Here is a 25,800-nt window from a genome sequence, read left to right on the forward strand (position 1 = left end):
CTCAGTCGAGCACCGAAGGGTCAGCGTCGATCATCAATTGCTTCATTTCTTCAAAGTGCTGGCGCGAGAAATCGGCAATGCCTTCCCAGCCCCGCGCGGTTTTTTCCGCCACTTCATCCGACAACACCCGCAACGGCTGCCCGGTGGACCACGCGGTGACGAGGATCTGGCAGGCGCGCTCCAGGGTCCAGATATCGTCAAACGCTTCGCCGATGGAACCGGCCGTGACCATCACGCCGTGGTTGCCCATCAGCAACCGGCTTTTGCCATCCAGCAACCCGGCCAGGCGCGCGCCTTCGGCCTCGGTGTCGGCCATGCCGCCGTACAGTTCGTCCACCGCCACGCGGTTGAAATAGCGCGCGGTGTTCTGGTCGATCGGCGGGATCTGCGGCTTGGCCAGGCACGCCACAGCCGTGGTGTAGACCGGGTGCAAATGCAGCACCGCGCGGGTCTGCGGCAGCAGGCGATGAATCTGCCCGTGGATCGACCAGGCGGTGGCGTCTACATTCGGGTGATCGGCACAGGACGCATCGTCAGCGTTCAACAGCAGCAGGTCGCTGGCGCGAATACGCGAGAAGTGCTTCCACTTCGGGTTGAGCAAAAACTGTTTGCCATCGGCCGACACGGCAGCGCTGAAGTGATTGGCCACTGCCTCATGCATGCCCAGGTGGGCGATGATGCGAAAGGTCGCCGCCAAGTCGATGCGCGTCTGTTCTTCGTGGGATAACGCCATGAATCGGTCTCCGCAGGGCGCGGCCGCACGGGTATGCGGCACGCGCTGATGGGTTTACTTCGGCATCAATGCCGCGATGTCGGCATCGGTGGGTGCCTGGAAGTTGTACTTCTTGAGCAAGGCGGCGTATTCCGGCGTGGCGCGGTATTTTTCCAGGCCCTCGATCAGGGCCTTTTTCACCGTGTCATTGCCCTTCTTCACGCCGAAGCCGTTCAGCACCGGGTAGATCAGGGTGTCGGAGGAAATCACCACGCGGCTGCCGAGTTTGTCGATCACGCCACGGGCCACGGCGGCGTCGGTGATCTGCGCTTCAACCGCGTGGGCCAGCAGGGCCTGGGTGGTTTGCGGGTCGGTGCTGTATTCGCTGATCTGGATCGGCTTCAAGCCTTTAGCCACGCAGTACTCGGTGGAAAGCTTGTTCATCTGCGCCAGCCAGGATGTGGCGCCCATGGAGCCGATCTTGTGGCCGCAGAACTCTTCCGGGGTCTTGGGCTGGAAGCTGCTGTCCTTAAGGGTCAGGATCGACTCGCCGCTCTTGAGGTAAGGGATCATGTCGATGACCTTGACCCGCTCCGCCGTGATGTACATCGACGAGTTGGTCACATCGAAACGCCCGGCTTGCAGGCCGGTAATCAGGTTGGGGAACCGCGTGTCGAGGGTCTCGACCTTGCGCCCCATGACCTTGCCCAGGCCGTCCATGAACTCGATGTCAAAGCCTGCGGGCTTGTTGTTATCCATGTACTCATAGGGGAAGAACGTTACGTCGGAACCGGCGATGATCTTGCCGTCCTGCTGGAACGCCGAAGCCGCCAACGAAGTCATCGCAACCGCTGCGCCCAGCAGGCACACGGCAAGGGGACGAACACTTTTACGAAACGCTGTCATGGTGATTACCTGCAAGGTTTAGGGGGGTTAGGCAGTGGCTGAATCTTGTCCCGCCTGTTGCACGAAGAACGAGGCGCCACGCGGCTTTTGCGGCAAGCGCACGTGGTTTTCGGTGGAGCGCACCAAGCCGCTTTCTTCACCGGCCACCAGCAGGCCGGCATGTGCACTGGGCAGAGGGTTTTCGCCGAAGGGCAGCGCGTCTTCAGCGGCGTACACGCTGATGAAGAGAGTGCGCGGCAGTTCGGTCTCGTTGGGGCTGGAAGCATGCAGCAGACGGGTGTGCATGAAGCACACGGAGCCCGCAGGGCCGTAGCAGGCCACCGGTTGCTGGCAGTGTTCTTCGACGACCGCGTCGTCCACCGAGCCGGTGAACCGCTGGTGCTGCCAGTGCGACCACAGCGGGCCCTTATGGCTGCCGGGGATCACGTTCAGCGGGCCGTTTTCCGGGGTCACTTCGCTGACCATCAGCAAGGCGGTGACGATGTCGTCGTTGCTGTGGGGCGTGAACAGGAAGTCCTGGTGCCACTTCACCTGGGTCGCGGTGTGGGGCAGTTTCGAGTTGATCTTGCTGTGGTGAAAGCGTGTGCCATGGGCGCCGATCAACTGCGCGGAAATCGCCGCCATGCGCGAGTGCAACGCTACGCGCTCATAGGCCGCTGAAATCTCGGTGGGCGAACTGACCCGGCGCAGCGACGGGTGATCGGCGCGGTGGTCACCCTCCAGGTCAAACCGCTCGCGGCCATCGACGGTGGCGCCCCAGCCCTGCTCATGGCTGCGGCTTTCTTCGACCCACCGGTCGAAATCGTGCTGCAACGCCGCCACTTCCTCCGGCGACAACACGCCTTCGACCACCAAGAAACCGTCACGCTGGAATTGTTCGATGTGCGCTTGCTCGATCATTGTGTTTTTCCTGAACGTTGAGGGGGTCACGCCAGCGAGACGTCCTTGAGGAACGCCTCCACGCGTGGGTTGTGGCCGCTGCGCAAGGCGCCCGGCGTGTCGTCGCAGACCACGCGGCCCTTCTCCATGAACACGATGCGGTCGGACACCTTGAAGGCGAAGTTCATCTCGTGGGTGACGATCACCATGGTGATGCCCTCCTCGGCCAGGGCTTCGATGACTTGCAGCACTTCTTTGACTTTCTCTGGGTCGAGGGCCGAGGTGGGCTCGTCGAACAGCATGATCTGTGGGCGCATCATCAGGGCGCGGGCGATGGCCACGCGTTGCTGTTGGCCGCCGGACAGCTGGTGCGGGTACTTCCAGGCGTGATCGAGCATGCCGACCTTGTGCAGCAGCGCGTAGGCCTGTTGCTTGAGCTCGGAGGTCGCGCCCAGGCGATGGTATTTGGGCGCCATCAGCAGGTTGTCGAGCACGCTCAAATGCGGGAACAGGTTGAAGCTCTGGAACACCATGCCGATGTTCAGGCGATGCTCGGCGTGCTCGATGTACTGGGGCTTCTGCGCGCCGACTTTGTTCAAGTGAATGAATGGCTGGCCATTGATCCTGATCTCGCCGTTGTCCAGTTGCTCAAGGCCATTGAGCAGGCGGATCAGCGTGGTTTTGCCAGAGCCGGAAGGGCCGATCACCGACACCACTTCACCGGGCTGGATCTGCAGGTTGACCGAGCCCAGCACCTCGATATCGTTGTAGGCCTTGTGCAGCCGCGCGGCCTGCAACGCAGGTTCGCCATTGGTGGCCGGGCGCGCCAAGGCGGTGCGCTGTTGGGTGGCCAGGGCCAGCACCGCCGCATCGGGAACACGGGACACGTTGCGCTGGTTGACGTCGAGAAAGCGCTCCAGGCGTTTGAGCAGGAAGTCGAACACCGTGACGATAAACACGTAGAAGAACGCCACCGCCGCCATGGTCTCGATCACCAGGAAGTTCTGCGAATACAGGCGCTGGCCGACCATCAGGATCTCGGTCAGCGAGATCACCGACACCAACGAGGTGAGCTTGACGATGGAAATGTATTCGTTGGCCAGCGACGGCAACGCCACCCGCAACGCCTGGGGAATCACCACGCGCCATTGCGTGCCGAAGAACTTCAGGCCCAGTGCCCGCGCCGCTTCGCCCTGGCCCTTGGGAATCGAGAGCAGGCCACCGCGATGGATCTCGGCCACGTAGGCGGTCTCGCAGATCACCAGCGCCAGCAGGCCAGACCAGAACGGGTCAGCCAGGACCGCCGAGGTGCCGGGCAACGCTTGCGGCAGGTTGTAGATAAAGATCAGCAGCACCAGCAGCGGCAGGCTGCGGAACAGCCAGATGTAACCGCGCGCCGGCACGCTGAGCAGGCCGTGCCTGGACTGCTTGGCCAGCGCCAGCAGAAAGCCCAGGCCGATGCTCAAGACCCAGGTCAGGGTGCTGAGCTTGATCACCGTCCACGTCGCACGCCAGAACTCGGCATCGCCCAGCAAGCCAAACATGTAATTCCAGTCGAATGTCATCGTCGCTGTGCCCTGAGAAGTTGATCTACATCGATGGGTTCAGAGTCGTGGGGGGAGGTGGTCAGGGTCAATTCGTAAAAGCCGGGGCACTGGGTAGGCAGAACCTATGCAGCCTAGAAGGCTGTGTGTGGCGAGCGGGCTTGCCCCGCGTTGGGCTGCGAAGCAGCCCCAAAAAGACCCGTTCGCCACTTTTTGGTGCGAACACCTGAGGAAATCAGCTCACCCCACTCAAGACCCGCACTGCATGCGGATCAAAAAAGCTCGGCGGCGCCATGCCGGGGATGTACTGGTCGGACACAAACATGCGGCACCGCTCGGCAAACGCCGACACCACCCGCGACGACTGCGTGTTGCAGGCCGTGGCGTAGCCCAGGCGCATCGGCCGGTGTGAACCGGCCAGGCGCAGGCGGATCACCCGTTTGCCGTCCTGGGACAGGTTCGATTTGGGCCGCGCATTCGCGAAGGAATAGCCGATGCCGTTGCCCACCATGGCGCGCACCGTTTCGAGGTTGGTGGAGCGCATGATGATGTTCGGCGTGGTGCCGGCCTGGATAAACAGGCTAAGGAAATAGTCGCGGCTCCACGGCGTGTCGAGCAGCACCACCGGGTAAGCCTCAAGGTCTTGCATGCTGACGGCCGGCGAGTTCGCCAGCGGGTGATACTCGCCGACCATCACATACGGCGGCAGCTGGGCCAGGGGCTGGAAGTCGATGTCCGGGCTGGTCACCAGGTCGTAGGTCAGGGCGATATCCAGCTCGCCACTGCGCAGTTTTTCCAGCAACTCTTCGTGGTTGCCTTCGGCTTGCGTCAGCCGCACGCCGGGAAACGCACGGCCGAAACCAAACACCAATTCCGGCGTGATCATCGGCGCCAGCGACGCCAGGCAGCCGACCCGCAGCGGCCCGCGCACGCTGTTCAAGGACTCCGAGGCGATGGTGTAGAGGTTGGTCATCTGTTCCAGGATCAGCTTGGCTTCCTGCATCACCAGGCGCCCCACCGCCGTGAGGGAAATGCCCTGGGCGTGGTGGCGGATAAACAGTTGGATGCCCAGCTCGGCCTCCATATGGGTGATCGCCGCCGAGATCGAAGGCGACGACACGTGGATGCGTTCAGCGGCCGCACTGATGCTGCCCGCCTCTCCCGACGCAACAAAATACTCCAGTTGACGCTGAGTAATACGACTGAGCATCACGCCTGCCCCCTCAACAATGACTGTACCGGGTGCGTTGCAGGGTTCGTGCCGGGTCACGCGCCAACCGATGACCTGCACGGGCTTCGGTTTTTCCTAAGCACTACCCCGCGCAAATGCTGGTTTCGTTGCAATCGGGCCGGTGTGAAGCTGGCTGCATCCCGTTTCCCATGAGTTGCCGTTATGCCGACCCATACTCGCATCCGCATGTTCAACACCCAACAGACCTACCCCAACCAGGCGCTGGACAATGACCTGTGCCAGGCCGTGCGCGCCGGCAACACCATCTATGTGCGCGGCCAGATCGGCACCGATTTCGACGGTAACCTGGTGGGCTTGGGCGACCCGCGCGCCCAGGCCGAACAGGCGATGAAGAACGTCAAGCAACTGCTGGAAGAGGCGGGTTCTGACCTGTCGCACATCGTGAAGACCACCACCTACCTGATCGACCCGCGCTACCGCGAGCCGGTGTACCAGGAAGTCGGCAAGTGGCTCAAAGGCGTATTCCCGATCTCGACCGGACTGGTGATCTCGGGCCTGGGCCAGCCGGAGTGGTTGATGGAAATCGACGTGATTGCAGTTGTGCCGGATGACTGGCAGCCCTGAACAACCTGGAGTACGCCATGACCCACACCGTGCTTTTCCTTAACGGCCCCAACGCCAACCTCTACGGCCTGGACAAAACCGGCACCTACGGCAGCGAGAGCTTCTCCAGCATCGAAGCCCGCTGCCAAGACCTCGCCGCGACATTGGGCCTGACCCTGGACTTTCGCCAGAGCAACCATGAAGGCGTACTGGTGGACTGGATTCAAGAGGCACGCTTGAACGCCGACGCCATCGTGATCAACGCCGCCGGGCTCAGCTACAGCTCGGTGCCGATCCTGGATGCGCTGCTGGCCTTCGACGGCCCGATCATCGAAGCGCACATGAGCAATATCTGGAAGCGCGAAAGCTTTCGGCACCACTCCTATGTATCCAAGGCCGCCACCGGTGTGATCGCCGGGCTGGGGGCGCTGGGTTACCAACTGGCACTGACGGCCGTGGCCGAATTGCTGGACCAAACCGCCTAATGACTGTGCAGGAACCGCCTATGTCCGTCGAAAAAATCAACACCCTGGTCGTCGGCGCAGGCCAGGCCGGCGTCGCCATGAGCGAACACCTGTCGCTGATGGGCGTGCCGCATATCGTGCTGGAACGCCACCGCATCGCCGAACGCTGGCGCTCGGAGCGCTGGGATTCCCTGGTCGCCAACGGCCCGGCCTGGCATGACCGGTTTCCCGGCCTCACATTCGAGGGCATCTCGCCGGAAGCCTTTCCTCCCAAGGAACGCATGGCCGACTACTTCGAAGCCTACGTGGACAAGTTGCAGGCCCCCGTGCGCACCGGAGTAGAAGTACAGCAGGTAGAACGTCATGTGGGGCGACCCGGCTTCAAGGTGACGACATCGGCCGGCGTGATCGAAGCCGCCAACGTGGTAGCCGCCACCGGCCCGTTCCAGCGCCCTTCCATCCCGGACATCGTCCCGACCACCGCGCCGCTGCACCAACTGCACTCGTCCAGCTACAAGAACCCCGGTCAACTCCCTGAAGGCGCAGTACTGGTCGTCGGCGCAGGCGCCTCCGGCTCACAAATCGCCGAAGAACTGCAAAAGGCCGGCAAGACCGTGTACCTCTCGGTGGGCGAACACTACCGCCCGCCCCGCGCCTATCGCGGCCGTGACTACTGTTGGTGGCTGGGTGCGTTGGGCCTGTGGGATGAAGTCAAAATCCAGCCGAAGAAAAAACACGTGGCCTTTGCAGTAAGTGGCTATGAAGGTGGCAAGACCGTCGACTTCCGCCGACTGGCCCACCAAGGGATTCACTTGGTGGGCGTCACCCAGGATTGGAAAGACGGCGTCATGACCTTCCAACCGGGCTTGGCCGGGAACGTAGCTGAAGGGGATCGCGCCTACTTTGATGTGCTGCGCGATGCAGACGCCTATATCGAGGCCAACGGCTTGCCGTTTCCGCCGGAACCGCAAGCCTGGGAGTTGTTGCCAGACCCTGAGTGCCTGGTGACTCCGATGTTGAGCCTGGACCTGGCAGAGGCAGGCGTGACCACGATCCTCTGGGCCACTGGCTTTACGTTCGATTTCAGCTGGTTGAAGGTGGACGCATTCGATGAAAAAGGCGAGCCGTTCCACAAACGCGGGATCTCGGCGCAGAGCGGGATCTACTTCCTGGGGTTGCCGAATCTGGTAAACCGCGCATCGTCGTTTATCTATGGGGTTTGGCACGATGCGAAGTATGTGGCGGACCATATCGTGCTGCAGAATGAGTACAGGGCGTACGAAAAGCGCTGATCCCTGACGATGGTTTGATGTTTTCTCGATTCATCGGCGTTGTGTCAACATGAGCACTATCAGCCCATGGATTTACCCAGGAAAAAGCCGATAGTGCTGCCCTGGGACACAAGGAAACGATGACGTGGCAACAGAAAAAACCAGGAAAGTGTTTTGGTATTCGGCGTGGGCATTGCTGTTTGTTGGTTTGGCCGGCGTGCTGATAAAACAGGCCTTCGAAGAAACACCCGAGCCCAGCAAACCCAGCTACCTTAGCGACCTGATCATCCTGACCGCGCGAACCACGGCTCGTAATTGGATGGTCAACGAGGACATCAGGTTCGACCGGGCGGAAGCGGCTAACAGCCACGCGATAAAGTTCTATTACACGCTGGTCAACTACGATACCCAGCCCGATAGCTTTGACCTGGACGCGACATTCTCCGACATCACCCAGGCTGTTTGCGCCGCGCAGATGCCTAAAGACTCGTCAATCCTCACACTGGGCGGCACCTTGATTTATATTTTCGGCAGTAAAAACGAAAAAGAAGTGGGGCGGTTCGAAATCGACAAACAGACCTGTGCTGGCTGACCGTGAAGGGGACGGATTGATCCGGCCCCTTCATTTTTTGCCGTTGCGCTGACTTAACCGCGCTTCGGCAGCTTCCAGTTCGGCCGGATAAAGTGGCAGGTGTATCCATTGGGAATTCGTTCCAGATAATCCTGGTGCTCCGGCTCCGCCTCCCAAAATGGCCCAGCCGGTTCAATCTCGGTCACCACTCGACCCGGCCATAACTTCGAAGCATCCACATCCGCTGCCGTATCCTCGGCCACGTCCCGTTGCTGCTCACTCAGGTAATAGATCGCCGAGCGATAACTCGGCCCACGATCATTGCCCTGTCGATTCGGTGTGCTCGGGTCATGGATCTGGAAAAAGAACTCCAGAATCTGCCGGTAGCTGATCACCGCCGGGTCAAACACGATCTCGATGGCTTCCGCATGGTTGCCATGGTTGCGGTAGGTGGCATTCGGCACATCGCCGCCGGTGTAGCCGACGCGGGTGTGCAGCACGCCGGGGTAACGCCGCAACAGGTCTTGCATGCCCCAGAAGCAGCCGCCGGCGAGGATGGCGGTTTCGGTTGGGTTGGTCATGGTCGGTTCTTCCGCGCAATGGATACAGGCAAGTTATGGGGTTGGGTTGGCAAATACCAAGGGTTAAGGGGGGTACCCAGACGATCGGTTTCAGGTAATGATGCGCGACCAAAATCAAGGAAGATAACAACAATGAAAACCGCCTTGCGCGCCCTGCTTGTGTTTTGCCTGACCACGCCCGCCCTCGCGACCGAAAGCCCCGTCGGCTTCAAAACCACCACCCTGCCCGACGCGCAGACCAGCCGCCCGCTGGAAATGGTGGTCTGGTATCCCGCTGCAAGCACCGCCAAACCCCAACTGATCGCCGACAACGGGGTGTTCATCGGCGCCCTCGCGGTGACAGATGCACCACCGGCTGCCGGTGAGCATCCTTTGGTCGTGCTCTCCCACGGCTACGGCGGTAATTGGGGCAAACAGGTGTGGTTGGCCAGTGCATTGGCGCACAAAGGGTACATCGTGGCGGCGGTCAATCACCCCGGCACCACCACCAAGGACCGTAGCCCGCAGGCCGCCGCTCAGTTATGGAAGCGCCCGGCCGACCTGAGTCGCGCCATTGACGCGGTCCTGGCGCAGCCCAAGCAATTTGGCGCGCTGGCAAAGAATCGCATTGCCGCCGTCGGCCACTCCCTCGGTGGCTGGACCGTGCTGGAGATTGCCGGCGCACGCTTCGATCCCGATTTGTTCACCCAGGCCTGCAACGCACACCCCAAGCTCGGCGGTTGCATTGGCTACCATGAGATGAACCCCGCTGGCACGCCCGAAGGGAAAGCCAAGCTGGCCGCTGACTTGAGCGATAAACGCGTCACCGCCATTGTGTCCCTGGACCTGGGCCTCGCGCCCGGCTTCACCGACGCCAGTCTCGCCACCCTTCCGGTGCCGGCTTTGGTGATTGCGGGTGGCGTACCCACAGAGGACATGGACCCTAACCTGGAGTCCGCCGCGTTGGTCAAGCGCCTGCCCAAAGCCTCGACTCAGTACGTGGAGATCGGCGATGCCACTCACTTCACGTTCATGTCGATCTGCAAGCCGGGCGGGATGGAGCTGATTGAAGAAAGCTCGCCGGGCGATGGCATGATTTGCCGGGATGGTACGGGGGGGCGGCCGAGGGCGGAAATCCAACAACAGGTGATAGAACTGATCACTGCGTTTCTGCGCCAATCGTCCAGCCATTGATCAATTATTCGAAACGTTAGTCACCCACGGAGCACGACATGCAAGAAAGCAAAGATTTAAAGGGGCTAAGCGGCTGGCTCGTATTGGTCGGGATAGGTCTGTTCATCTCGATTATCCGCCTGAGCTTTAACCTCCTCACCATTTATTACCCGATTTTCACAAATGGCACATTCACCGCCGTCAGTACGCCGGGATTGCCCCTATATAGCCCACTGTGGGGGCCGATCCTGATTTCAGAAACGCTGATCAACGGATTGTTTGTGGCCACCTACGCTTATTTGGTCTATCTGTTCTTCACCAAGCATTACCTGTTCCCCAAGGTTTATATCGCCACGGTGATTGCATCGGTTGTGTTCGTGCCTCTTGATGCCTGGGCGTGCTCCTTCGTTCTGGTGGATAAACCCATCTTCGACAACAACACCGCAAAAGAAATGGCACGGGCATTGTTCGCCTTGTTTGTATGGGTGCCTTACATGCTGGTATCCAAACGGGTAAAGGCAACGTTTGTCATGCATAAGCCGCAGAGCGCTGACGCGCACGCGACCGTCACCTCTTGAACACGCATGGCTAACCCCAAGCACACCGCTTTCGCCTATCAAGCGGTGTATCGCTACCTCGTCGAGTTGATCGAGGCCAGCCCTGCGCAAACCGAGCAAAAACTGCCGTCGCTGCGCCAATTGGCGCAGCGTCTCGGCGTATCGGTGTCGACGACCAAGTACGCCTATTCGCTGCTGGAGGATGAAGGCCGAATCGTCGCCAAGCCCAAGCTGGGTTATTTCACCCGTTTGACGCCGGCGCCTCTGTCGACTGAACGCTCATCCAACCTGCTCGATCAGGTCTTCGCCACCTCCCGCCAACCGGGCATGCTGGCCCTGAGCGCCGACGTCCCGGCCATCCTGCTGTCGCTGGAAAACCCGTTGCTGATGATCGAGCGGGAACTGGCCCGCCACTACCCGCGCACCCTCACACCGCAGTACCTGCCCTTCGGCGAGCCCGAGTTGCGCGCGGCATTGGCCGAACGCTACACCCGTGCCACGGACAACTACTGGCAGGCCGATCAGGTGTACATCGGCGCAGATCTGCACAGCGTGCTGGAGCTATCGCTCAATGCCCTGGACCTCGGGGGCAGCGTGGCGCTGGTGGAGTCACCGTGTTCATGGGCGATTCTGCGCCAGTTGCAGGCGGCGAACATCCGCGTGATCGAACTGCACCTCGACGCCGACGGCCGCTTCGACCTGCGCGTGCTCAATGAACTGCTCGAACGTGAGCCCATCCGCCTGGCGGTACTGTCATCCACCGTGAACATTCCCCACGGCAGCCGCATGCCAGCCGAGGATAAACAGCAGATCTGCCGGTGGCTGGCGGCACGGGCTATCTGGCTGTTCGAAAACGACACGTACGGCGACTTGTATTTCGCGACCCCGCCGGCGCGCTACCGTGACTTTGCCGACCCGCAGAAACTCTTGGTTTTCTCGACGTTCGACAAGGTGATCGGCTCGGAGGCCCCCTACGGTTATGTGCTGTGCCGTGGGTGTGGGCCGCAGTTGCAGCGTGTGTTCCTGGAGCGGGCGTTTCGCCTCTCGCCGATCCGTCAGAAAGCGATTGCCAAGCTGTTCACGTCCAAGCGCATCGACGCGCACCTGCACAAACTGCGGGGCTTGTTGCACGACTGCATGACCCGCATGAAAGCCCTGCTGGACGAGTACGCCAATGGCGCGTTTGAGGGGACGATTCCACAGGGCGGCGCATGCTTCTGGCTTGAGGCCACGCGCCCGGTCGACATGCACCGGGTGTTCGAACGCCTGCTGACCGAGCGCATCGTGATTGCGCCTGGTGAACTGTTCAGCCAGCAAGGCAGCTGGAAACAGCACCTGCGCCTGAGCTTCACCCTCGATTGGAGCAAGGATATCGCCCAGGCCATGGAGCAGTTGTCGCAGGCGGTTCGTCAGAGCCCGTAGCAGTGCCGCGCCTCAGGGAAACGGCCATGGCGTACGTCTTCGGCAAACCGCTCGCAGGCGTCGCGGATCACTGCCCCCACATCCGCGTACTGTTTGACGAAGCGCGGCAGGTGTTCACCGCCCAGGCCCAGCACATCTTCAGTGACCAGCACTTGGCCGTCGCAGGCCGGTGACGCGCCGATGCCGATGGTGGGCATTTTTGAGTCGAGGGTGATCTGACGGGCCACACCTTCAGCCACGCCCTCAAGCACCAGACTGAACGCACCCGCCTGCAGGTTGGCCCGCGCGTCCTCGGCAATCCGCGCGCCGGTTTCGGCGGTGAGGCCCTGGGCCTTGAAGCCGCCCATCACATTGACGAACTGCGGCATCAGCCCCACATGCGCCATGACCGGAATTCCCCGCGCCACCAGGAACTCGACAGTCCCGGCCAAGGCCTGGTTGGCCTCCAGCTTCACCGCATCGCAGCCGGTGCGCGCCAACACCTGCGCGCAATTGCGAAAGGCCTGCTCGTTGGATTCCTGATAACTGCCAAACGGCATGTCGGCAATGACACACGCCAGGCGCGTGCTGTCGACCACAGCGCGGGTATGGCCGATGATTTCTTCAAGCTGCATGCTCAAGGTCGAAGACCGGCCGTAACCGACCATGGCCGTGGAATCACCGATCAGGATGAAATCGACCCACGGGTCGATCAGCTTGGCGATGGCGCTGGAGTAGGCCGTCAGGGAAACGATCTTCTGCTGGCCCTTCATGGCGACCAATTGCGGGACGGTCAGGCGTTTGGTGCGGGTGTGGAGGCTCATCGAGTGTCTTCCGTTGTGCGGTGGAACACCCGATTATTGGCGAAAGGACAGGCGATTCAATGCACAGATCGGCGCTAAAAAGCGACCCAGTGGGCGAAGCTGGTATCATCCCGAGCCTGAACAACCCGGATAGAACCCCATGAACCGCCAGAAAAAACTCCAGCAGCTCTTCAAGGAAAAAGCCAAGAAGGCCAACGCCAAATTGGCGCCGAAGAAAAAGGATAAATACATCAGCAAGGCGGACCGGGAAAAGCTGGCGGCTGAAGCGGCTCAGGCGCCAGACAGTTCCGTTCAGGACTGACTCAGCAACCGCTTAACGCCACCTGCGGCCGCTCACCCGCGAAGAAAAACGGCCGCAACCGCACGCCCACGCTGTTACCAATGAACGCCGCCACCAGCCACACCCAGCCATGCAGGCTGCCCGAGGCGATGCCACTGAAGTACGCGCCGATGTTGCAGCCGTACGCCAGGCGTGAGCCGTAGCCGAGCAACAGGCCGCCGATCACCGCTGCCACCAGCGAACGCGCCGGAATCTTCAGGCTGGGGGCGAAACGCCCGGCCAGGCCGGCGGCCAACAGCGCGCCGAAGACGATGCCGATGTCCATCACGCTGGTGATGTCTTCCCACACCGGCGCAGCCAGCGCCTTGGCGTTGCCCGGCATCTGCCAGAACGCCCAACTGGCCACGTCCACACCCAGGCCGCTGGCGACTTTGGCGCCCCACAACGCAAACGCCGAGGTAATGCCCCAAGGCCGACCCGCCAGTGCCAGGGTGGCGTAGTTGAGCAAGGCCAGGCCGATGGCGCCCCACACCAATGGCCACGGGCCGCGCAAGAAGCGCCGCAGGCCTTGATGCTCGCTTTTCAAACCCTCTTCCAATTGACCATGACGAGCCTTCTCCAGGCGCACGGTCACCACTGCAATGATCGCAAACACCGCCAGGCTCAGGCCCATCGCCGGCACCACGCCGAAGCTCTTGACGATGGACACCGCCGGGAAGGCCGGCAGCGCAAACCACCAGTCCACGTGGTGCGTGGCGATCAGCGAGCCACAGATAAAGAAGAACAACGTCACCAGCATGCGCGCATTGCCGCCACCCACGGTGAACAGCGTGCCCGACGCACAGCCGCCGCCCAACTGCATGCCGATGCCAAAGATGAACGCCCCAAACACCACCGACACCCCGGCCGGCGCCACCAGCCCGACCACCGGTTGCCCAAACAAACTGCCCGCCCCCAATGCCGGGAAGAACAACAGCACCGCGATCGCCAGCATCACCATCTGCGCACGCAAGCCGGCGCCACGGCGATCATTGATGAACACGCGCCAGGCCGAGGTGAACCCGAAGGCGGCGTGATAGAGGGTCAAACCCAGTGCCGCACCGACCACCAACAACAATACCTGGTGCGAGCCGACGCTGTTTTGCAGGAACAGGGCGCCCAGCACCAGGATGATAAAGGCCACCAACGGTGCGACGGGCGCGCGCGCGGGAGCGAGAGGAACAGAGGTGTTCATGGGATATCTCGGTAGATTTGAATGGGCGCGAGTATAAACCCCAAGGCAAGACATTGTGGTGAGCGGGCTTGGTCAACTCCGCCCCACCGACCCCGACACCGGAAGATCCCCCAACAACCTAAGCCCGGTGCTCTTCACAAACGTCTCATAATCCATCGGTTTTTGAATGCGCGTCTCGGCATTGGGCAGCACATACGCCCAGGCACGTTTGCTGGAAGCGTCGTACACCAGCTTGAACAGGCGCGTCGGCACCCAGACCTTGTTGGCGCCGATGGTGCCGTAGCCTGGGTCGAACAGCGGGCCGGTAAACACGTACACATCGCCACCGGCACGCACGGCAAACTTGCGCACGTCAGCCTCGACCTTGCTCCAGATCTTGCGGTTGTTCGTGGGGTCCTGGGGCACCATGTTCGACAGCGCGAACGACTGCGCCATGGCGTTGGCATTCGGCGCGTCGGCGGCTGGGGATTGGTGGCCACGGTCCACGGCGGGATGCTGGGCGCGGTAGTCGCTCAACTCCGCACGGCCACCTTTGGGAATGCGCGGATCGGCGTAGAACTGGTTGGTGCGCTCCTCGCCCTTGGCGTCTTTCAGGAGTGCAGCGTTCAAGCGTTCGACCACCACCAAGGGCGTCTTGCTGGTTTGCGAGTAGAGCACGGCGAAATGGTCGGAGCACAGGGCCAGGGGTTTCATCGCGGCCGGCACGGTGGTGGTCTTGATCGGGGCGGCGGGGAACAGGTCGGCGCAGCTGTCGAAGCTGAGCTGTTTTTCCTGTTGGGAATAGAGGTCCGGCAAGCTTCGGGCGTTGGCCCCAGAGGAAAGCAAAACAAGGGCGGTCAGCCCAACGGCAATTTTGCGTAGGTACATGCATTAAATCTTCGAAAGGAAGTGAAGCGGCAGGCTCCGCCGAGCGGAGCCAAGTGGATGATATTGCGAGGATTATTGACTAACGAATGTCAGATTAGTGCCCGACCGCTGTAGGTTTTCCCGCATCCCGCGCGCCCGGCGTGAAGCCGTGGGCACTGGCCCCCCAGGCGATCACCAGTGATACGCCGATCAACACCAGCATCGCCCACGGAAACGACGCCACGCCCCAGGTGTCCAGCAACACGCCGCCGACCACACCGCTGCCGGCAATCGCGCTGTTCCACGCCACCACATTCAGCGACAGCGCCACGTCCGCGCCATCCCCCGCCGCATCGGCCAGGGCGGTTTGCAGCAGGGTCGCGGCGCCGCCGAAACTCAGGCCCCACACCGCTACGCCGAAGTAGATCACCTCGGGCACATTGCCCAGAAAACCGAACACCAGGCTTATCGCCGCGAAGGTCACCAGGCTCACCAGCACGGTCTGGCGCAGCAGCGGCTCGACCAACTTGGCCGTGAGCCAGATCCCCGCCAACGCGGCCACCCCGAACACCAACAGCACCAGGTCAACCCGCTCTGCCAATCCGGCAGGCGCTACGAACGGTGCGATGTAGGTGTAGAGAATGTTGTGCGCCAGCATCCAACTGATCACCACCGCCAGCACCGGCCGCACGCCCGGCGTGGTCAACACTTTGCCCAGGGACAGCCGTTGGTGCGCCGGTTGAGGCGCGTAGTCCGGGACTTTCACCAGCACCCACGCAATCAGCACCAGGCTGACCGCCGACATCAGGCCAAAGGTCGTGCGCCACCCCACCAGCCCACCCAGCCATGTGCCCAACGGCACACCCAACGACAACGCAATCGGTGTACCGACCATCGCCAGCGCGAGTGCCTTGCCCTGTTGGTGTGGCGCAACCATGCGCCGGGCGTAACCGGCCAGCAGGCTCCAGGCCAACCCCGCCGCCACACCGGCAAAGAACCGCGCCACCAGTGTCACGCCGTAGTGAGACGACAACGCGGTGATCGAGTTGAACAGCAAAAAGCCGACGATGGTCAGCAGCAACACATTGCGCCGCCGCCAGCCACGGGTGGCGATGGTCATGGGGATCACTGCCAGCACCGAGCCCAACGCATAGGCCGTGACCATCTGCCCGGCCATCGACGGCGAAATCGCCAATCCTTCGCTGATCAACGGCAACAGGCCCGCCGGCAGGGTTTCGGTGACGATGCAGATGAAGCCGGTCATGGCCAGGGCGAGCAAAGCGCCGATGGGCAAGCGGTCGGATGACGCCGATAACGTAAGTGAGGGTGTCACGGGAAACTCCTTGAGCGGGACTTAGATACTGATCGATATAAATGTTGCAGGTGCGCACATCACGTTGTCAACGACTTATGTATCGACTAGTATTTATCTCGCTATCCACCGGAGACCTGACATGGCACAGATGGGCCGCCCCCGCACTTTCGACCGCGAACACGCCGTGGACCAGGCGTTGCACCTGTTCTGGCAGCACGGCTACGACGCCACCTCCCTCGCCCAGCTTAAGGCCGGCTTGGGTGGCGGCATCTCCGCACCGAGTTTTTATGCGGCGTTCGGCTCCAAAGAGGCGCTGTTCGACGAATGCGTGCAGCGTTACCTGGCGACCTACGCCCAAGTCACCGAATGCCTGTGGGACGAAAGCCTCTTACCACGGCAGGCGGTTGAAACAGCGCTGCGCCAGTCGGCGCGCATGCAGTGCGAAGACGGCCACCCCAAGGGCTGCATGGTGGCGCTGGGGGTGATGAGCGCGCCGAGCCCGGAGAACACAAGGGTGGCGGATGGGTTGACCCAGTCGCGGCGACGCACCCGTGCGGGGATTGTGGCGTGTGTGGAGCGGGCGATGCGCCTGGGCCAATTGCCGCAGACGCTCGACCCGGCGGTGATGGCGACGGTGTTTGACAGCTTCCTGCAGGGCGTTTCGATCCTGGCACGGGACAACGTGCCCCATGCCACTATCGACGCGGCAATCAGCCAACTCCTCCTGACCTGGGATATCGCGGCCTCTACGGCGCCGCCCATTCGTCCCGACACTGCATCAGGAAATCCACAAACGCCCTAACCCGGTGCGGCACATAGCGCCCATGGGGATACAACAAGGTAAACGGCCGCGAACGCCCGCCAAACGGTTGCAATACCTCCACCAGGCTACCGTTTGCCAGTTCCTGCTCGACGATGAACTTGTAGGTCTGAAACAACCCCGCGCCATGCTTGGCCAGGGTCACGCCGCCGAGCACATCGTCGGAACAACTGTACCCCGCCTCCCCCGCATACTCTTGCGGCTTGCCATCCACCTGGAACAACCAGGAGATGCGCCGGCCATTGCTCGGCAGTTCGTACTGGATGCATTCATGGGTGGGCAAATCTTCCAGCGTCTGTGGGATGCCGGCGCGCTTCAGGTAAGACGGCGATGCCACTACTACCAGTTCGCCGTCTTCCAACAGACGGGCAATCAGCGACGAGTCCGGCTGGGCGCGCACGCGGATGGCCAGGTCATACCCTTCGGCGACAAAGTCGATATTGCGGTTGCTGATGTGGATATCCACCGTGACTTGCGGGTACAGCGCGCGAAACCTGGGCAGCAGCGGCAGCAAGCGGTGATGGGCGTAGGTGGTGGGAATGCTGATACGCAGCAAGCCCGACGGCACGGCCTGCGCGCCCATCACTTCCTGCTGCGCCTCCACCAGTTGGGTCAAGGCCTGGCGGCATTGCTCGAAAAAGGTCCGGCCGCTGTCGGTAAGACGGATGCTGCGGGTAGTGCGCACAAACAGGCGTGAACCCAGGCGTTCTTCCAGACGCGAGATGCTACGACTCACGGCCGCCGGGGTGACACCCGCCACCTGCGCGGCGGCGGTGAAGCTACTGGCTTCGGCGGCGAGGCAGAAGAGTTCGATACTGCCCAGCTGCAAATCTTCGAAATGGCGCTTCATAGGGGTGACACCGGGTATCCGCTCAAGCCTGCAAAACTATAGCAAGCCCGGCAGGTTGGCCAACAGCGCGTCACTCAAGGCATGGGGCTCACCGCCGAACAGGCGCTGCAGTGGCGCGTCTGTTCCCAGGTGCCGGTATAAATCGGCGCGCTCGGTGTAGTCGCCCGCCAACCGCACCGCCGCCTGCACATAGGCTTCATGGGTGCTCGCTACCGTCCAATCGGGCAACCCCACCCGCCGGAACAAGCCCTCATCGATATGCTCGAACACCTCCGGCCCGGTCTTGCACACACCGGGCAAACCCGCCGTGAAGGCATCGATGATGCCGTTGGTATTGCCGAACGGGAACGGGCTCAGGAACAGGTCGCAGCGGTTCAGCGTGGCCATGTAGTCGGCATAGGGCTGGTGCGGGTACACCGTCGCATCGCCCACATAACGCTCGATCAAGCGCACCAGTTGCGGGAATAACAGCCCTTGGGCCTGGCCTACCAGGAAGTGAAAGCGCACGCGTTTGCCGTAGAGGTGCAACGTGCGCACGGCGATCGCTTGGCAGGCGCGCAGGAAGGTGGGGTTGAGTTTCATCGTGGTGGCGGCGATGGCGATGTTGACCCAGGCGTGGTCTTCACGCGTGACGTGCGGCAAGTCGATGGGGATGGCGGACGGCCGATACGGCTGACCATTGGCCGGCAGTTGCAACAGGCGCTCGGTAAAACACGCCGGGTCACCGACAAAATCTTCCTCCACGCTGATCAGGTCGATATGCCGCGACGCCGTGGTCGCCGGATGCCCCAGCGCGGCCACCTGCAACGGCGCAAAACGCAGGTTACTGGCAAACAGCGTGATCTGGAACATGCCGACGCTGGGCATGTAGAACACCTCGGGGCGGCGTGCGCTGGCGAGGGCAGTGAGCTGGCGCAGGCACGCGAACAGGTCATCCGGTTCGCGCAGCTCGATAAATTCATCGAACACCTCGCGACCCAGCGCATCCACATTCGCCGCATACCCCACGGCCACCACCTGGAAATCCCGACGCGCCGCCTGCAGCGTCAGCGAATGGGTGCGGTAGATCGAATGCCCGCCGGAGAACCATTCCAGCAGCACCAGCATCAGCGGCTTGGCGCGCGGCGGCGCCACGGCGACGGGCACGCTGTGGATGCCCAGGCTGGCGAGCTTGCGTTCGATCAAGGTATTGATCGACGCCTTGATGCGATGGCGCTCGGGCAAGTCGGCGTAACTGCAATGCATGTACACGTCATGCAGCACATTAAGCGGCAGTGCATCCAGGCTGTCGAGTTGTTCCAAACGCCCCGGCAACCACGCCAGCAATACCTCGCGCTTGGAGTGCGCCGCCGGAGTACCGAGAAAGCGCGGCGACAACAATGCCATGAACAGGGCCGCCGCCAACGTCGGGTTCTGCGCCCACAGCAGGTCAACATCCAGCGGTAACTGGGATTCCGGCGAGTACAGCAGGCAGAACTTCACCAAATTCTGCTCGGTGATTCGGTAGTCGCTGCCCTGCGGCCCGAGCAGGTTCAGCGAGCGCAGGATGTGGTCGCCGTTGATAAAGGCACTGGCGGCAAACAACGACGACAGCCAGCGCTGCAAGTTGATCAACTGGCCAAAGCCACCGGGGCTGAGGCTGAACGTCGGGTCGGAGAACAGCGCCGTAATGGCGCAGGTCAGCCGCGTCAGCACGTGGCTTTCCAGCTCTCCCGGTGTGAGTGCGGGCGACACGCTCAGGGAAAACTGTTCGGACAACTTGCCGTAGTTGCGGTCGATCAATTGCAGCAGGCGCACGAGTTCGCGCGCGCCGCCTTCGTGGTCGCGGCTGTAGCAAAGGAATTCGAAGGCTTCCAGGGAAAAGGGTTGGTCGGTCATAGCGGTTGCACCACGTCGATGCTCACCTCGTCGGTGGCCGTGGGCTTGAGCACCTGGCTCCAGGTTCCGCCGACCATCTGGCCCTGATGATACTGACGGGTCGGTTCGCTGGTCGCCTCCAGCAAGCCGTTGTGGATCAACCCGCCCCGATTGATCAACACCGCGCCATTACCGGTGGCGGTAATCGACGAGGTGCCGTTGCTCTGGCTGATGTAATTGCCCGCTGGCGCCTCCAGGTCCAGGCGCAGGGTGCCGTCCACCACTTGCAGGGTGTTGGTGCCGTTGTCGAAGCTCAATGCCGCGCCCCCGGCACTCCGTGCGGTGACGGTAAGGTTGCCGCTGCCGCCGGTCATCACGTTGTTGAAGCCCCGCGCATTGGTGGCATTGAACGACAACCCCGGCCCCACTCCCAGCGCTGTGCCTTGCAGGCGGATATCACCGCTGCCGGACAGGATATTCACCCCATTGCCCGCCCCGGAGGCGCCGCTGCGGATGCTCAGGCCTGGCGCACTCGACGCCGCGCCGGCCGTGCCGCTCAGGGACAGGCTGCCATCCTGCGTCGTCAGGTTGATCACCGAGCCGGTGCCCGTGGAATTCACCACCGTGCCGGAGTCGCCTGCGCTGAAACCGTCGATAGCGAGAGTGCCACCCGCCCCTGCGCTCAGGGTCACCACGCCCGTGGTGGAAGCCGCCAGGAACACGCCCTTCCCGGAATCGGCGGTGCCTTGCACCGTCAAGGTGCCGCTGCCCACGCTCAAGGTTTGCGTCGAACTCGTTGCCGTCGAACACACCAGCACGCCGCTGCCCGACACCGCACTGCCGCGCAGGGTGAGGTTGCCGCTGCCGGTGGCGGCGATGGTGTTGCTGGTGCTGAAGATCCGCGTGCCGTTGCCGCTGCCCAGGTTGGTACTGTCGACGCTGATGGAACCGGCACCCGAGGTGAGAATGTTGCTGCCGCCCGTCAGCACAAACGCATCGCCACTGCCGGTGCTGCTGGCCTGCACGGCGGTGATGCTGATGTTACCGCCGCCCGCGTCCAGGGTACTGCGGCTGATGTTGATTGCGGTGGCCGTGGAGCCTGCGACCAGGCTCGACGAGGTGGCGCCACGCAAAGTGATGTCGCCGCCGCGGGTACTGATGCGCGTGCCGTTGGTCATCGAAATGCCCACGCCATTGCTGACGTTGGTGCTCGCCCAGGACGTCGCCGGATCCACCGCGCCGCTGATGGTCAGGTTGCCGCCGTTGGTGCTGATGCTCGCGTTGCTCAGCGCCACCGAGCCGTTGCCGCTGTTGTTGAAGTTGGACACCAGCGACACGTTCAGCGTTTTGCCGGTGCCATTGCTGATGCTGGTGTTGGTCATCACGATATTGCGGTGGGCCTGCAACGTCAGGGTGGCGTTGCCGACGCCCTTGACGTTGGACAGCACGTTGATATCCCCCGAAGTGCCGGCGCCCGACGACGTCGTCACGAGGATATTTGCGCCTTCGGACAACGATGCATTAAGGGTCGCCGAACTCAGGTTGGAACTGGCGCCGGCATTCGGCGTGAACGGCGAACTGGTGGAGGTGCCGGTGCTGGCGCCGTTGGTGATATTGATGTTGAACGGGTCGATCAACCAGCTGCCGCCCTGCCCCGACACCGCACTGAGGTCGACAATACCGGCCACATCCAGCGCATGCCCGGAGGTTTCCACCAGCCCGCCACGCCCCTGGCTGCCGGCGCCGCGCACGCTGATGTCGCCATAGAACCGGGTGCTGTCCTTGGACCACAGGATGACCTTGCCGCCATCACCGCGGCTCAAGGCATTCGCGCTGATGCGCGCATCGCTGCCCATGAAAGTGCTGTCGGCCTGATGCAGGTTGCCACTGCCCTGGTAGTCGCCGCCCATCAACACGGTGCCGCCGCCGATGTCGCCATCGGCGTCGATGCGGCCGCTGTCGAACAGGCCGACGTATTGCCCAGTCATCGTCACGTTGCCGCCGTGCTCACCGCTCTGTTTACCCGAGACATCCAGCACACCGCTGTTGACCACCACGCCACTGTCGCCGCCATCGAGGATGATGCGGCCGTTGCGCTGTTGCAGGCTGCGTGCCTCGATCACACCTGCGTTGTTCACCACGTTGCTGAGCATGGCCTGGGAGTCGCGGGCGGTCAGGGTCACCGCGCCGCCGTTGGCACTCAGCAGGCCACGATTGATCACGCTGGCGCCGATGGCCGGGTCGTTGACCTCGACATTGATCAGGCCGTCCCCGGTGAAATCCAGGGTGATCTTTTCCCCACCGCCGAGCACCACCGAGCCCAGCCGCGCGACCACCGTGCCTTCGTTGCGCACCTGGGCGCCGAGCAACGCCACGCTGCCGCCGTCCCGCGCACTGATCGTGCCTTGGTTGACCACCGCACCGCCGCCCTGGCCGGCGAACACGTTTTTGCCGGCCATGAAATCGCTGTTGGAAATGTTCAGCGAACTGGCCACCAGCCCACCCACATCCACCATGGAGCCGGCGCCAAACAATACGCCTTGGGGGTTGATCAGGAATACCTGGCCATTGGCATTCAGGTGCCCAAGGATCTGCGAACCGTCGCTGCCGGTCACGCGGTTGAGCGCCACCGACGACGCGCCCGGTTGCAGGAAATTCACCTGGGCGTTCTTGCCGATATTGAAGGTGTCCCAGGTGGCGATCAGGCGGTCGCTGCCCTGGTTCACCGTGAGAACATTGCCGTTGCTGCTGATGACGCCACTGCCGGCAACCACTTGGCCATTGGTGGGCAACGCGTTGTTGTCCAGCGCCAGCGCGGGCATCGGCACCAGGCCGTAGAGGGCGCAGAGCACGGCAAACGTCAGGGGTTTGAGAACATGGGATTGGCGCATGACCGGCTCCTCAGAACGAATAGTTGATGCCAGTGCCAACGGCGCTGATGGTGGTGCCCACGCCGGGCGAATAGCCGGTGGCGGCGGTCACGCCGGTCAAGGCGAAGTTGTAGTTGGCCAGGGACTGGTTCTTCAGCAACACGTACTGGGAAAACAGGTCGATGTTCTTGGTCAGCTTGTAGTTGAAGCCCATCGCGTACTGGGTGGCGCCCATGCCATGGGTGTCGCACTCCACCGGGGTGGCGCGGATCATCTCGCACTTGCCCGCCAGGGCCTTGCCGTAGCTGGCTTTCAAGGTCCAGGCGCCGATCTTGTGGGTCGCGCCCAGCAGGTAGGCGCGGCGACGATAGTGGGACAGGTCGCTGGTGGCCGTACTGTTGTTGATCACGCCATCTTCGGAGTACGACAGGTCATCGGCGATCACCGAGAGCTTGGTCGCACCGAAGTCATAGGCCAGGCCGTAGCGGAAGCTGAAGTCATCCGAAGAAGTACCGTCGGTGACATGGGTGGTGCTGCCCAGGCCACGGGCGTTGCGCCCCAGGTCGGCAATGCCGAAGTAATTGATGTGCCGCTCGGCCGCGACCACCGCCGTGAAGCCGCCGTTGTTGTAGGTCAGGCTGCTGCCGTAGATATAGCCCTTGTCCACATCGCTGGCGGCGCGCATGCCGTTGTTCGAATACGCCAGTTTGAGTTGCAGGCCGTTCCACACCGGCGTCCAGTATTCCACCACGCCAGCCTGGCGCCGGTTGAACGCCGCGTCGCCGTTGACGGCCGTGTCGTTGTAGCTTTGCGGGCCGTTGACGTTGGTCGACAACCCGGCACTGAACCCTGGCGAACCAATAATGTTGAAGTACGCCGCGCTGGTCTTGCCGTTGAACGGGTCGAGGCTGGTGGTGGACTCTTTCATCGGCATGTCCCACACCCCATACAGCAGCGTGCCGTAGTCGGTGTTGTTGAACGCCGCACCGGTGTTACGCAGCTTGGTGCTGGGCGATGCCGAGGTGTTCAGTGTTTTGTCGTTGCTCTCGATGTAGTTCATCGAGATCCCGTATTCGAGCTGCCACAGCAGTTTCCAATCGTCGGTCAAGCCATAGCCGCCGTGCACGCCGATGGCCGAGACGTTGTCGCGGGCCCGCCAGAAACTGGCCATGTTGCGCCCGTTGGGAGTGGCGAGACGGCTCTGGTCTGCGGGCGCGGCCGGGGTTGAGCCATGGCGGTCGACGTACTCCGGGATAATGCCGATATTGCCGTAGATCACGGTATCGGTCTCGGCGACTTCGAAGTCCTCGCCCTTGGAACCGATGTCACTGGCCAACCCGGCAAACGCTTGGGGCGAGCCGGAAATGGAGAACCACAGGCGCTTGGCGGCGCGGTCGTCGCTGGTGGGGTCTTCGCCGGGCGAGAAGGCCAGGCTGGCGTTCATCACCAGGTCGCGGTGGTAGAGGTTCAGGCCCACGCCATAGCCGTAGCGCGTCAGGGTGTTTTCGCTGTTGTCCCAGGGGTTCTTGTTGACCGTGACCTTGCCTGCATCCGCAAACAAGGTGCCCTCGGCTATCGCGCCTTTGAAGCGCCCGAGGTATTTGCGCAGCTCCAGGCGGCCGAGGATGCCTTCGTCACCGGCCACTTCACCCACGGGATAGGCGCGCACGCCATTGGGGCCGCCGAGACTGAGTTTTTCCGACGAATCAAGGTTCTTGTCGGCCCACTGACCGGTCAACGAGCCAAACAATGAATAGCCGTTGCCCAGGTATTGCAGGCGACTGAAATTGGCATTGGCTTTCTTGTAGCGTCCGGCTGCATTGGCGGTGAGCGCATCCAGCGCGGCGTCGGCGGCGGTGTTTTTATCCAGGTAGCCGATGCCGTAGGCCAGGCTCCAGCTGCTGTTGCCCTGCCAGGCATCACGCCAGTTGCCATACAGCGTGGCACTGCGAAACACCGCAGACTTGTTCACTGTGAAACCGCCCGCCGAGTCCTCGAAGCGCCGATGGTCTTCGGCCAGGTTGAGGCTGATGTTGCTGTCCCGCGAGCGCAGCAAGGCGCTGTTGATAAACACCGAAGACACTTCGGCCGTGCCGTCCGCATCCAGGCCCTTGAGGTTCTTGCCGATGTTGTATTCCAGCTCGGCATAGTTGGCGCCCACCGAGATGCCGGTGGCGCCCAGCGGCTGCTGGTAGCCGACGCCCTTGATGTCCAGGCCTTCGAAAGAGTTCTGTGAGGTGACGGTGAAACTGTCGCCAATCCCCAGCGCGTCATTAAGGCTGACGCTGGAGGTCAGGCGGTTGGCGCCAGTGTAGTAGTTGCCGTAGTTATCGATGGCGGCGCGGGCGGTCCAGGCGGTCATTTCGCTGAGCTTGAGCACGATGTCGGCGGCGCCCGGTTGCTGCGACGGACGCAGGATGGCGTGTACCGAAACCCCGGTGATGTCCGACAGGCGCAGCAGCACGCGCTCCAGGTCCTGCTCGCGAATGATGGTGCCCGCCGGCAAGGCATTGACGAACTGCTGCTGCACGCCGGGACGCAGGCGCACATTGGAATCCGGCAAGGTGCTGACCTGGCCGATCACCCCTTCGGAAACCGCCACGACGACCTGGCCGTTTTGAATATCCTGGGCTGGCAGGTAGGCCCGCGCCACCAGGTAGCCCCGCGCCCGGTAAAGCGCGGTGACCTGCGCCGCGGCCTCGCGCAGTCCTTCAAGACCCAGCGTCTTGCCCACATAGGGTTGCAACGCGGCCTGCACTTGCCCGTCGTTGAGTTCGCGATTGCCCTTCAACACGAAGCGCTTGACCTGCAGTTGCAGGCTCGAGGTGCTGGCTGTGGGCGCGGGCTCATCACCCTGGCTTTCGATGCGTACGCTGCCGGGGGGCGCCGGTTGCACGTTGTCCGTGGGGCGCAGTACCGAGCGGCTGTTATCGAACAAGGTGCCGGACGAAGGCAGCGTATCGGCCTGGGCCTGGGCAGCGATCAGGGCAGCGGCCAGCAGCGACAACGCGCCAGGCCCCCAGGCGCGGGGCGCCCGGGTGGAGGGGAAGTGTGGGCTCATACAGTTCTCT

23 protein-coding genes are annotated in these 25,800 nt (G+C 62.4%); 9 read left to right on the forward strand and 14 right to left on the reverse strand.

Translation table 11 applies throughout. From position 1 onward, the window contains the following. Window position 1: 1 nt before the first annotated feature. From ACP7EW_RS03910 to ACP7EW_RS03930, 5 genes are all read right to left on the reverse strand, one after another. Window positions 2-733: a class II aldolase and adducin N-terminal domain-containing protein gene (locus ACP7EW_RS03910; RefSeq protein WP_426215440.1), complete on the reverse strand. Its 732-nt coding sequence runs from the start codon at window positions 731-733 to the stop codon at window positions 2-4. A 54-nt stretch (window positions 734-787) separates the two neighbouring features. Then, a complete protein-coding gene (locus ACP7EW_RS03915) occupies window positions 788-1,618 on the reverse strand; it encodes an ABC transporter substrate-binding protein (RefSeq protein ID WP_061449125.1) in 831 nt (276 codons plus the stop codon). A gap of 27 nt (window positions 1,619-1,645) precedes the next feature. Beyond that, entirely contained in the window at window positions 1,646-2,518 is an 873-nt protein-coding gene (locus tag ACP7EW_RS03920) for a phytanoyl-CoA dioxygenase family protein (protein WP_426215442.1), read from the reverse strand. 26 nt (window positions 2,519-2,544) lie between these two features. After that, window positions 2,545-4,062, reverse strand: a complete 1,518-nt coding sequence (locus ACP7EW_RS03925; protein ID WP_426215444.1) for an amino acid ABC transporter permease/ATP-binding protein — start codon at window positions 4,060-4,062, stop codon at window positions 2,545-2,547. A gap of 214 nt (window positions 4,063-4,276) precedes the next feature. Then, window positions 4,277-5,251: a LysR family transcriptional regulator gene (locus ACP7EW_RS03930; protein ID WP_426215446.1), complete on the reverse strand. Its 975-nt coding sequence runs from the start codon at window positions 5,249-5,251 to the stop codon at window positions 4,277-4,279. 183 nt (window positions 5,252-5,434) lie between these two features. Between ACP7EW_RS03930 and ACP7EW_RS03935 the strand changes: the two genes are divergently transcribed. The 4 genes from ACP7EW_RS03935 to ACP7EW_RS03950 all read left to right on the forward strand — a co-directional run bounded on the left by ACP7EW_RS03935 (window position 5,435) and on the right by ACP7EW_RS03950 (window position 8,163). Further along, window positions 5,435-5,857: a RidA family protein gene (locus tag ACP7EW_RS03935; protein WP_016969985.1), complete on the forward strand. Its 423-nt coding sequence runs from the start codon at window positions 5,435-5,437 to the stop codon at window positions 5,855-5,857. Window positions 5,858-5,874: 17 nt separating this feature from the next. Further along, the gene (locus ACP7EW_RS03940; RefSeq protein WP_426215448.1) at window positions 5,875-6,321 is read left to right on the forward strand and encodes a type II 3-dehydroquinate dehydratase; all 447 of its coding nucleotides are present in this window, start codon (window positions 5,875-5,877) and stop codon (window positions 6,319-6,321) included. 20 nt (window positions 6,322-6,341) lie between these two features. Further along, entirely contained in the window at window positions 6,342-7,592 is a 1,251-nt protein-coding gene (locus ACP7EW_RS03945; RefSeq protein WP_426215450.1) for a flavin-containing monooxygenase, read from the forward strand. Between the two features lie 124 nt (window positions 7,593-7,716). Then, window positions 7,717-8,163, forward strand: coding sequence for a hypothetical protein (locus ACP7EW_RS03950; RefSeq protein ID WP_426215452.1), 447 nt, complete (start codon window positions 7,717-7,719; stop codon window positions 8,161-8,163). Between the two features lie 53 nt (window positions 8,164-8,216). On the opposite strand, the gene msrA is transcribed toward ACP7EW_RS03950, so the two are convergent. Then, window positions 8,217-8,723: a peptide-methionine (S)-S-oxide reductase MsrA gene (gene msrA / locus ACP7EW_RS03955; RefSeq protein WP_033901009.1), complete on the reverse strand. Its 507-nt coding sequence runs from the start codon at window positions 8,721-8,723 to the stop codon at window positions 8,217-8,219. 132 nt (window positions 8,724-8,855) lie between these two features. Between msrA and ACP7EW_RS03960 the strand changes: the two genes are divergently transcribed. The 3 genes from ACP7EW_RS03960 to ACP7EW_RS03970 are packed head-to-tail and all read left to right on the forward strand — an operon-like array spanning window position 8,856 to window position 11,854. Beyond that, entirely contained in the window at window positions 8,856-9,896 is a 1,041-nt protein-coding gene (locus tag ACP7EW_RS03960) for an alpha/beta hydrolase family protein (protein ID WP_426215454.1), read from the forward strand. Between the two features lie 38 nt (window positions 9,897-9,934). Then, complete coding sequence (locus tag ACP7EW_RS03965; protein ID WP_426215456.1) at window positions 9,935-10,453, forward strand: DUF2569 domain-containing protein; 519 nt, start codon at window positions 9,935-9,937, stop codon at window positions 10,451-10,453. A gap of 6 nt (window positions 10,454-10,459) precedes the next feature. Continuing rightward, window positions 10,460-11,854 carry a PLP-dependent aminotransferase family protein gene (locus ACP7EW_RS03970; protein WP_426215458.1) on the forward strand — a complete coding sequence of 465 codons (1,395 nt, stop codon included), beginning with the start codon at window positions 10,460-10,462 and terminating at the stop codon, window positions 11,852-11,854. On the opposite strand, the gene panB is transcribed toward ACP7EW_RS03970, so the two are convergent. Next, complete coding sequence (panB, locus tag ACP7EW_RS03975) at window positions 11,842-12,657, reverse strand: 3-methyl-2-oxobutanoate hydroxymethyltransferase (RefSeq protein ID WP_038844300.1); 816 nt, start codon at window positions 12,655-12,657, stop codon at window positions 11,842-11,844. The two genes, ACP7EW_RS03970 and panB, sit on opposite strands and share 13 nt — an antisense overlap. A gap of 139 nt (window positions 12,658-12,796) precedes the next feature. Here panB and ACP7EW_RS03980 point away from each other — a divergent pair, with 139 nt between their 5' ends. Next, complete coding sequence (locus ACP7EW_RS03980; RefSeq protein ID WP_080642368.1) at window positions 12,797-12,958, forward strand: DUF2986 domain-containing protein; 162 nt, start codon at window positions 12,797-12,799, stop codon at window positions 12,956-12,958. Window position 12,959: 1 nt separating this feature from the next. Here the strand turns inward: ACP7EW_RS03980 and ACP7EW_RS03985 are convergent, their stop codons facing one another. The 3 genes from ACP7EW_RS03985 to ACP7EW_RS03995 all read right to left on the reverse strand — a co-directional run bounded on the left by ACP7EW_RS03985 (window position 12,960) and on the right by ACP7EW_RS03995 (window position 16,350). Next, complete coding sequence (locus ACP7EW_RS03985; protein ID WP_426215460.1) at window positions 12,960-14,171, reverse strand: YeeE/YedE family protein; 1,212 nt, start codon at window positions 14,169-14,171, stop codon at window positions 12,960-12,962. Between the two features lie 72 nt (window positions 14,172-14,243). Next, window positions 14,244-15,038 (reverse strand): DNA/RNA non-specific endonuclease, encoded by a 795-nt coding sequence (locus tag ACP7EW_RS03990; RefSeq protein ID WP_426215462.1) that lies wholly within the window; start codon window positions 15,036-15,038, stop codon window positions 14,244-14,246. 94 nt (window positions 15,039-15,132) lie between these two features. Then, window positions 15,133-16,350, reverse strand: a complete 1,218-nt coding sequence (locus ACP7EW_RS03995; protein WP_426215464.1) for an MFS transporter — start codon at window positions 16,348-16,350, stop codon at window positions 15,133-15,135. 121 nt (window positions 16,351-16,471) lie between these two features. Between ACP7EW_RS03995 and ACP7EW_RS04000 the strand changes: the two genes are divergently transcribed. Continuing rightward, window positions 16,472-17,134, forward strand: a complete 663-nt coding sequence (locus ACP7EW_RS04000; protein ID WP_426215466.1) for a TetR/AcrR family transcriptional regulator — start codon at window positions 16,472-16,474, stop codon at window positions 17,132-17,134. On the opposite strand, the gene ACP7EW_RS04005 is transcribed toward ACP7EW_RS04000, so the two are convergent. The 4 genes from ACP7EW_RS04005 to ACP7EW_RS04020 are packed head-to-tail and all read right to left on the reverse strand — an operon-like array spanning window position 17,079 to window position 25,790. Further along, window positions 17,079-18,002 (reverse strand): LysR family transcriptional regulator, encoded by a 924-nt coding sequence (locus tag ACP7EW_RS04005; protein ID WP_016976427.1) that lies wholly within the window; start codon window positions 18,000-18,002, stop codon window positions 17,079-17,081. The two genes, ACP7EW_RS04000 and ACP7EW_RS04005, sit on opposite strands and share 56 nt — an antisense overlap. Before the next feature lie 36 nt (window positions 18,003-18,038). After that, on the reverse strand, window positions 18,039-19,880 hold the full coding sequence (locus tag ACP7EW_RS04010; RefSeq protein ID WP_426215469.1) for a peptide transporter: 1,842 nt from the start codon (window positions 19,878-19,880) through the stop codon (window positions 18,039-18,041). Further along, window positions 19,877-22,750 (reverse strand): beta strand repeat-containing protein, encoded by a 2,874-nt coding sequence (locus tag ACP7EW_RS04015; RefSeq protein ID WP_426215471.1) that lies wholly within the window; start codon window positions 22,748-22,750, stop codon window positions 19,877-19,879. The genes ACP7EW_RS04010 and ACP7EW_RS04015 overlap by 4 nt, the downstream gene beginning before the upstream one ends. A 10-nt stretch (window positions 22,751-22,760) precedes the next feature. Continuing rightward, window positions 22,761-25,790: a porin gene (locus ACP7EW_RS04020; protein ID WP_426215472.1), complete on the reverse strand. Its 3,030-nt coding sequence runs from the start codon at window positions 25,788-25,790 to the stop codon at window positions 22,761-22,763. Window positions 25,791-25,800 lie beyond the last annotated feature (10 nt).

Source organism: Pseudomonas sp. DWRC2-2 (assembly GCF_049897885.1).
In the GTDB taxonomy this organism is placed as follows: Bacteria; Pseudomonadota; Gammaproteobacteria; order Pseudomonadales; family Pseudomonadaceae; genus Aquipseudomonas; species Aquipseudomonas azotoformans_A.

Bases quoted from the DNA above. Each gene is read 5' to 3' on its own strand.
- ACP7EW_RS04000 (WP_426215466.1), top strand. From the start codon at position 16,472: ATGGCACAGATGGGCCGCCCCCGCACTTTCGACCGCGAACACGCCGTG.
- panB (WP_038844300.1), bottom strand. From the start codon at position 12,657: ATGAGCCTCCACACCCGCACCAAACGCCTGACCGTCCCGCAATTGGTC.
- ACP7EW_RS03920 (WP_426215442.1), bottom strand. From the start codon at position 2,518: ATGATCGAGCAAGCGCACATCGAACAATTCCAGCGTGACGGTTTCTTG.
- ACP7EW_RS04010 (WP_426215469.1), bottom strand. From the start codon at position 19,880: ATGACCGACCAACCCTTTTCCCTGGAAGCCTTCGAATTCCTTTGCTAC.
- ACP7EW_RS03910 (WP_426215440.1), bottom strand. From the start codon at position 733: ATGGCGTTATCCCACGAAGAACAGACGCGCATCGACTTGGCGGCGACC.
- msrA (WP_033901009.1), bottom strand. From the start codon at position 8,723: ATGACCAACCCAACCGAAACCGCCATCCTCGCCGGCGGCTGCTTCTGG.
- ACP7EW_RS03930 (WP_426215446.1), bottom strand. From the start codon at position 5,251: ATGCTCAGTCGTATTACTCAGCGTCAACTGGAGTATTTTGTTGCGTCG.
- ACP7EW_RS03985 (WP_426215460.1), bottom strand. From the start codon at position 14,171: ATGAACACCTCTGTTCCTCTCGCTCCCGCGCGCGCGCCCGTCGCACCG.
- ACP7EW_RS04005 (WP_016976427.1), bottom strand. From the start codon at position 18,002: ATGAAGCGCCATTTCGAAGATTTGCAGCTGGGCAGTATCGAACTCTTC.
- ACP7EW_RS03980 (WP_080642368.1), top strand. From the start codon at position 12,797: ATGAACCGCCAGAAAAAACTCCAGCAGCTCTTCAAGGAAAAAGCCAAG.
- ACP7EW_RS03990 (WP_426215462.1), bottom strand. From the start codon at position 15,038: ATGTACCTACGCAAAATTGCCGTTGGGCTGACCGCCCTTGTTTTGCTT.
- ACP7EW_RS03965 (WP_426215456.1), top strand. From the start codon at position 9,935: ATGCAAGAAAGCAAAGATTTAAAGGGGCTAAGCGGCTGGCTCGTATTG.
- ACP7EW_RS03915 (WP_061449125.1), bottom strand. From the start codon at position 1,618: ATGACAGCGTTTCGTAAAAGTGTTCGTCCCCTTGCCGTGTGCCTGCTG.
- ACP7EW_RS03945 (WP_426215450.1), top strand. From the start codon at position 6,342: ATGTCCGTCGAAAAAATCAACACCCTGGTCGTCGGCGCAGGCCAGGCC.
- ACP7EW_RS03970 (WP_426215458.1), top strand. From the start codon at position 10,460: ATGGCTAACCCCAAGCACACCGCTTTCGCCTATCAAGCGGTGTATCGC.
- ACP7EW_RS04015 (WP_426215471.1), bottom strand. From the start codon at position 22,750: ATGCGCCAATCCCATGTTCTCAAACCCCTGACGTTTGCCGTGCTCTGC.
- ACP7EW_RS03935 (WP_016969985.1), top strand. From the start codon at position 5,435: ATGCCGACCCATACTCGCATCCGCATGTTCAACACCCAACAGACCTAC.
- ACP7EW_RS03940 (WP_426215448.1), top strand. From the start codon at position 5,875: ATGACCCACACCGTGCTTTTCCTTAACGGCCCCAACGCCAACCTCTAC.
- ACP7EW_RS03925 (WP_426215444.1), bottom strand. From the start codon at position 4,062: ATGACATTCGACTGGAATTACATGTTTGGCTTGCTGGGCGATGCCGAG.
- ACP7EW_RS04020 (WP_426215472.1), bottom strand. From the start codon at position 25,790: ATGAGCCCACACTTCCCCTCCACCCGGGCGCCCCGCGCCTGGGGGCCT.
- ACP7EW_RS03960 (WP_426215454.1), top strand. From the start codon at position 8,856: ATGAAAACCGCCTTGCGCGCCCTGCTTGTGTTTTGCCTGACCACGCCC.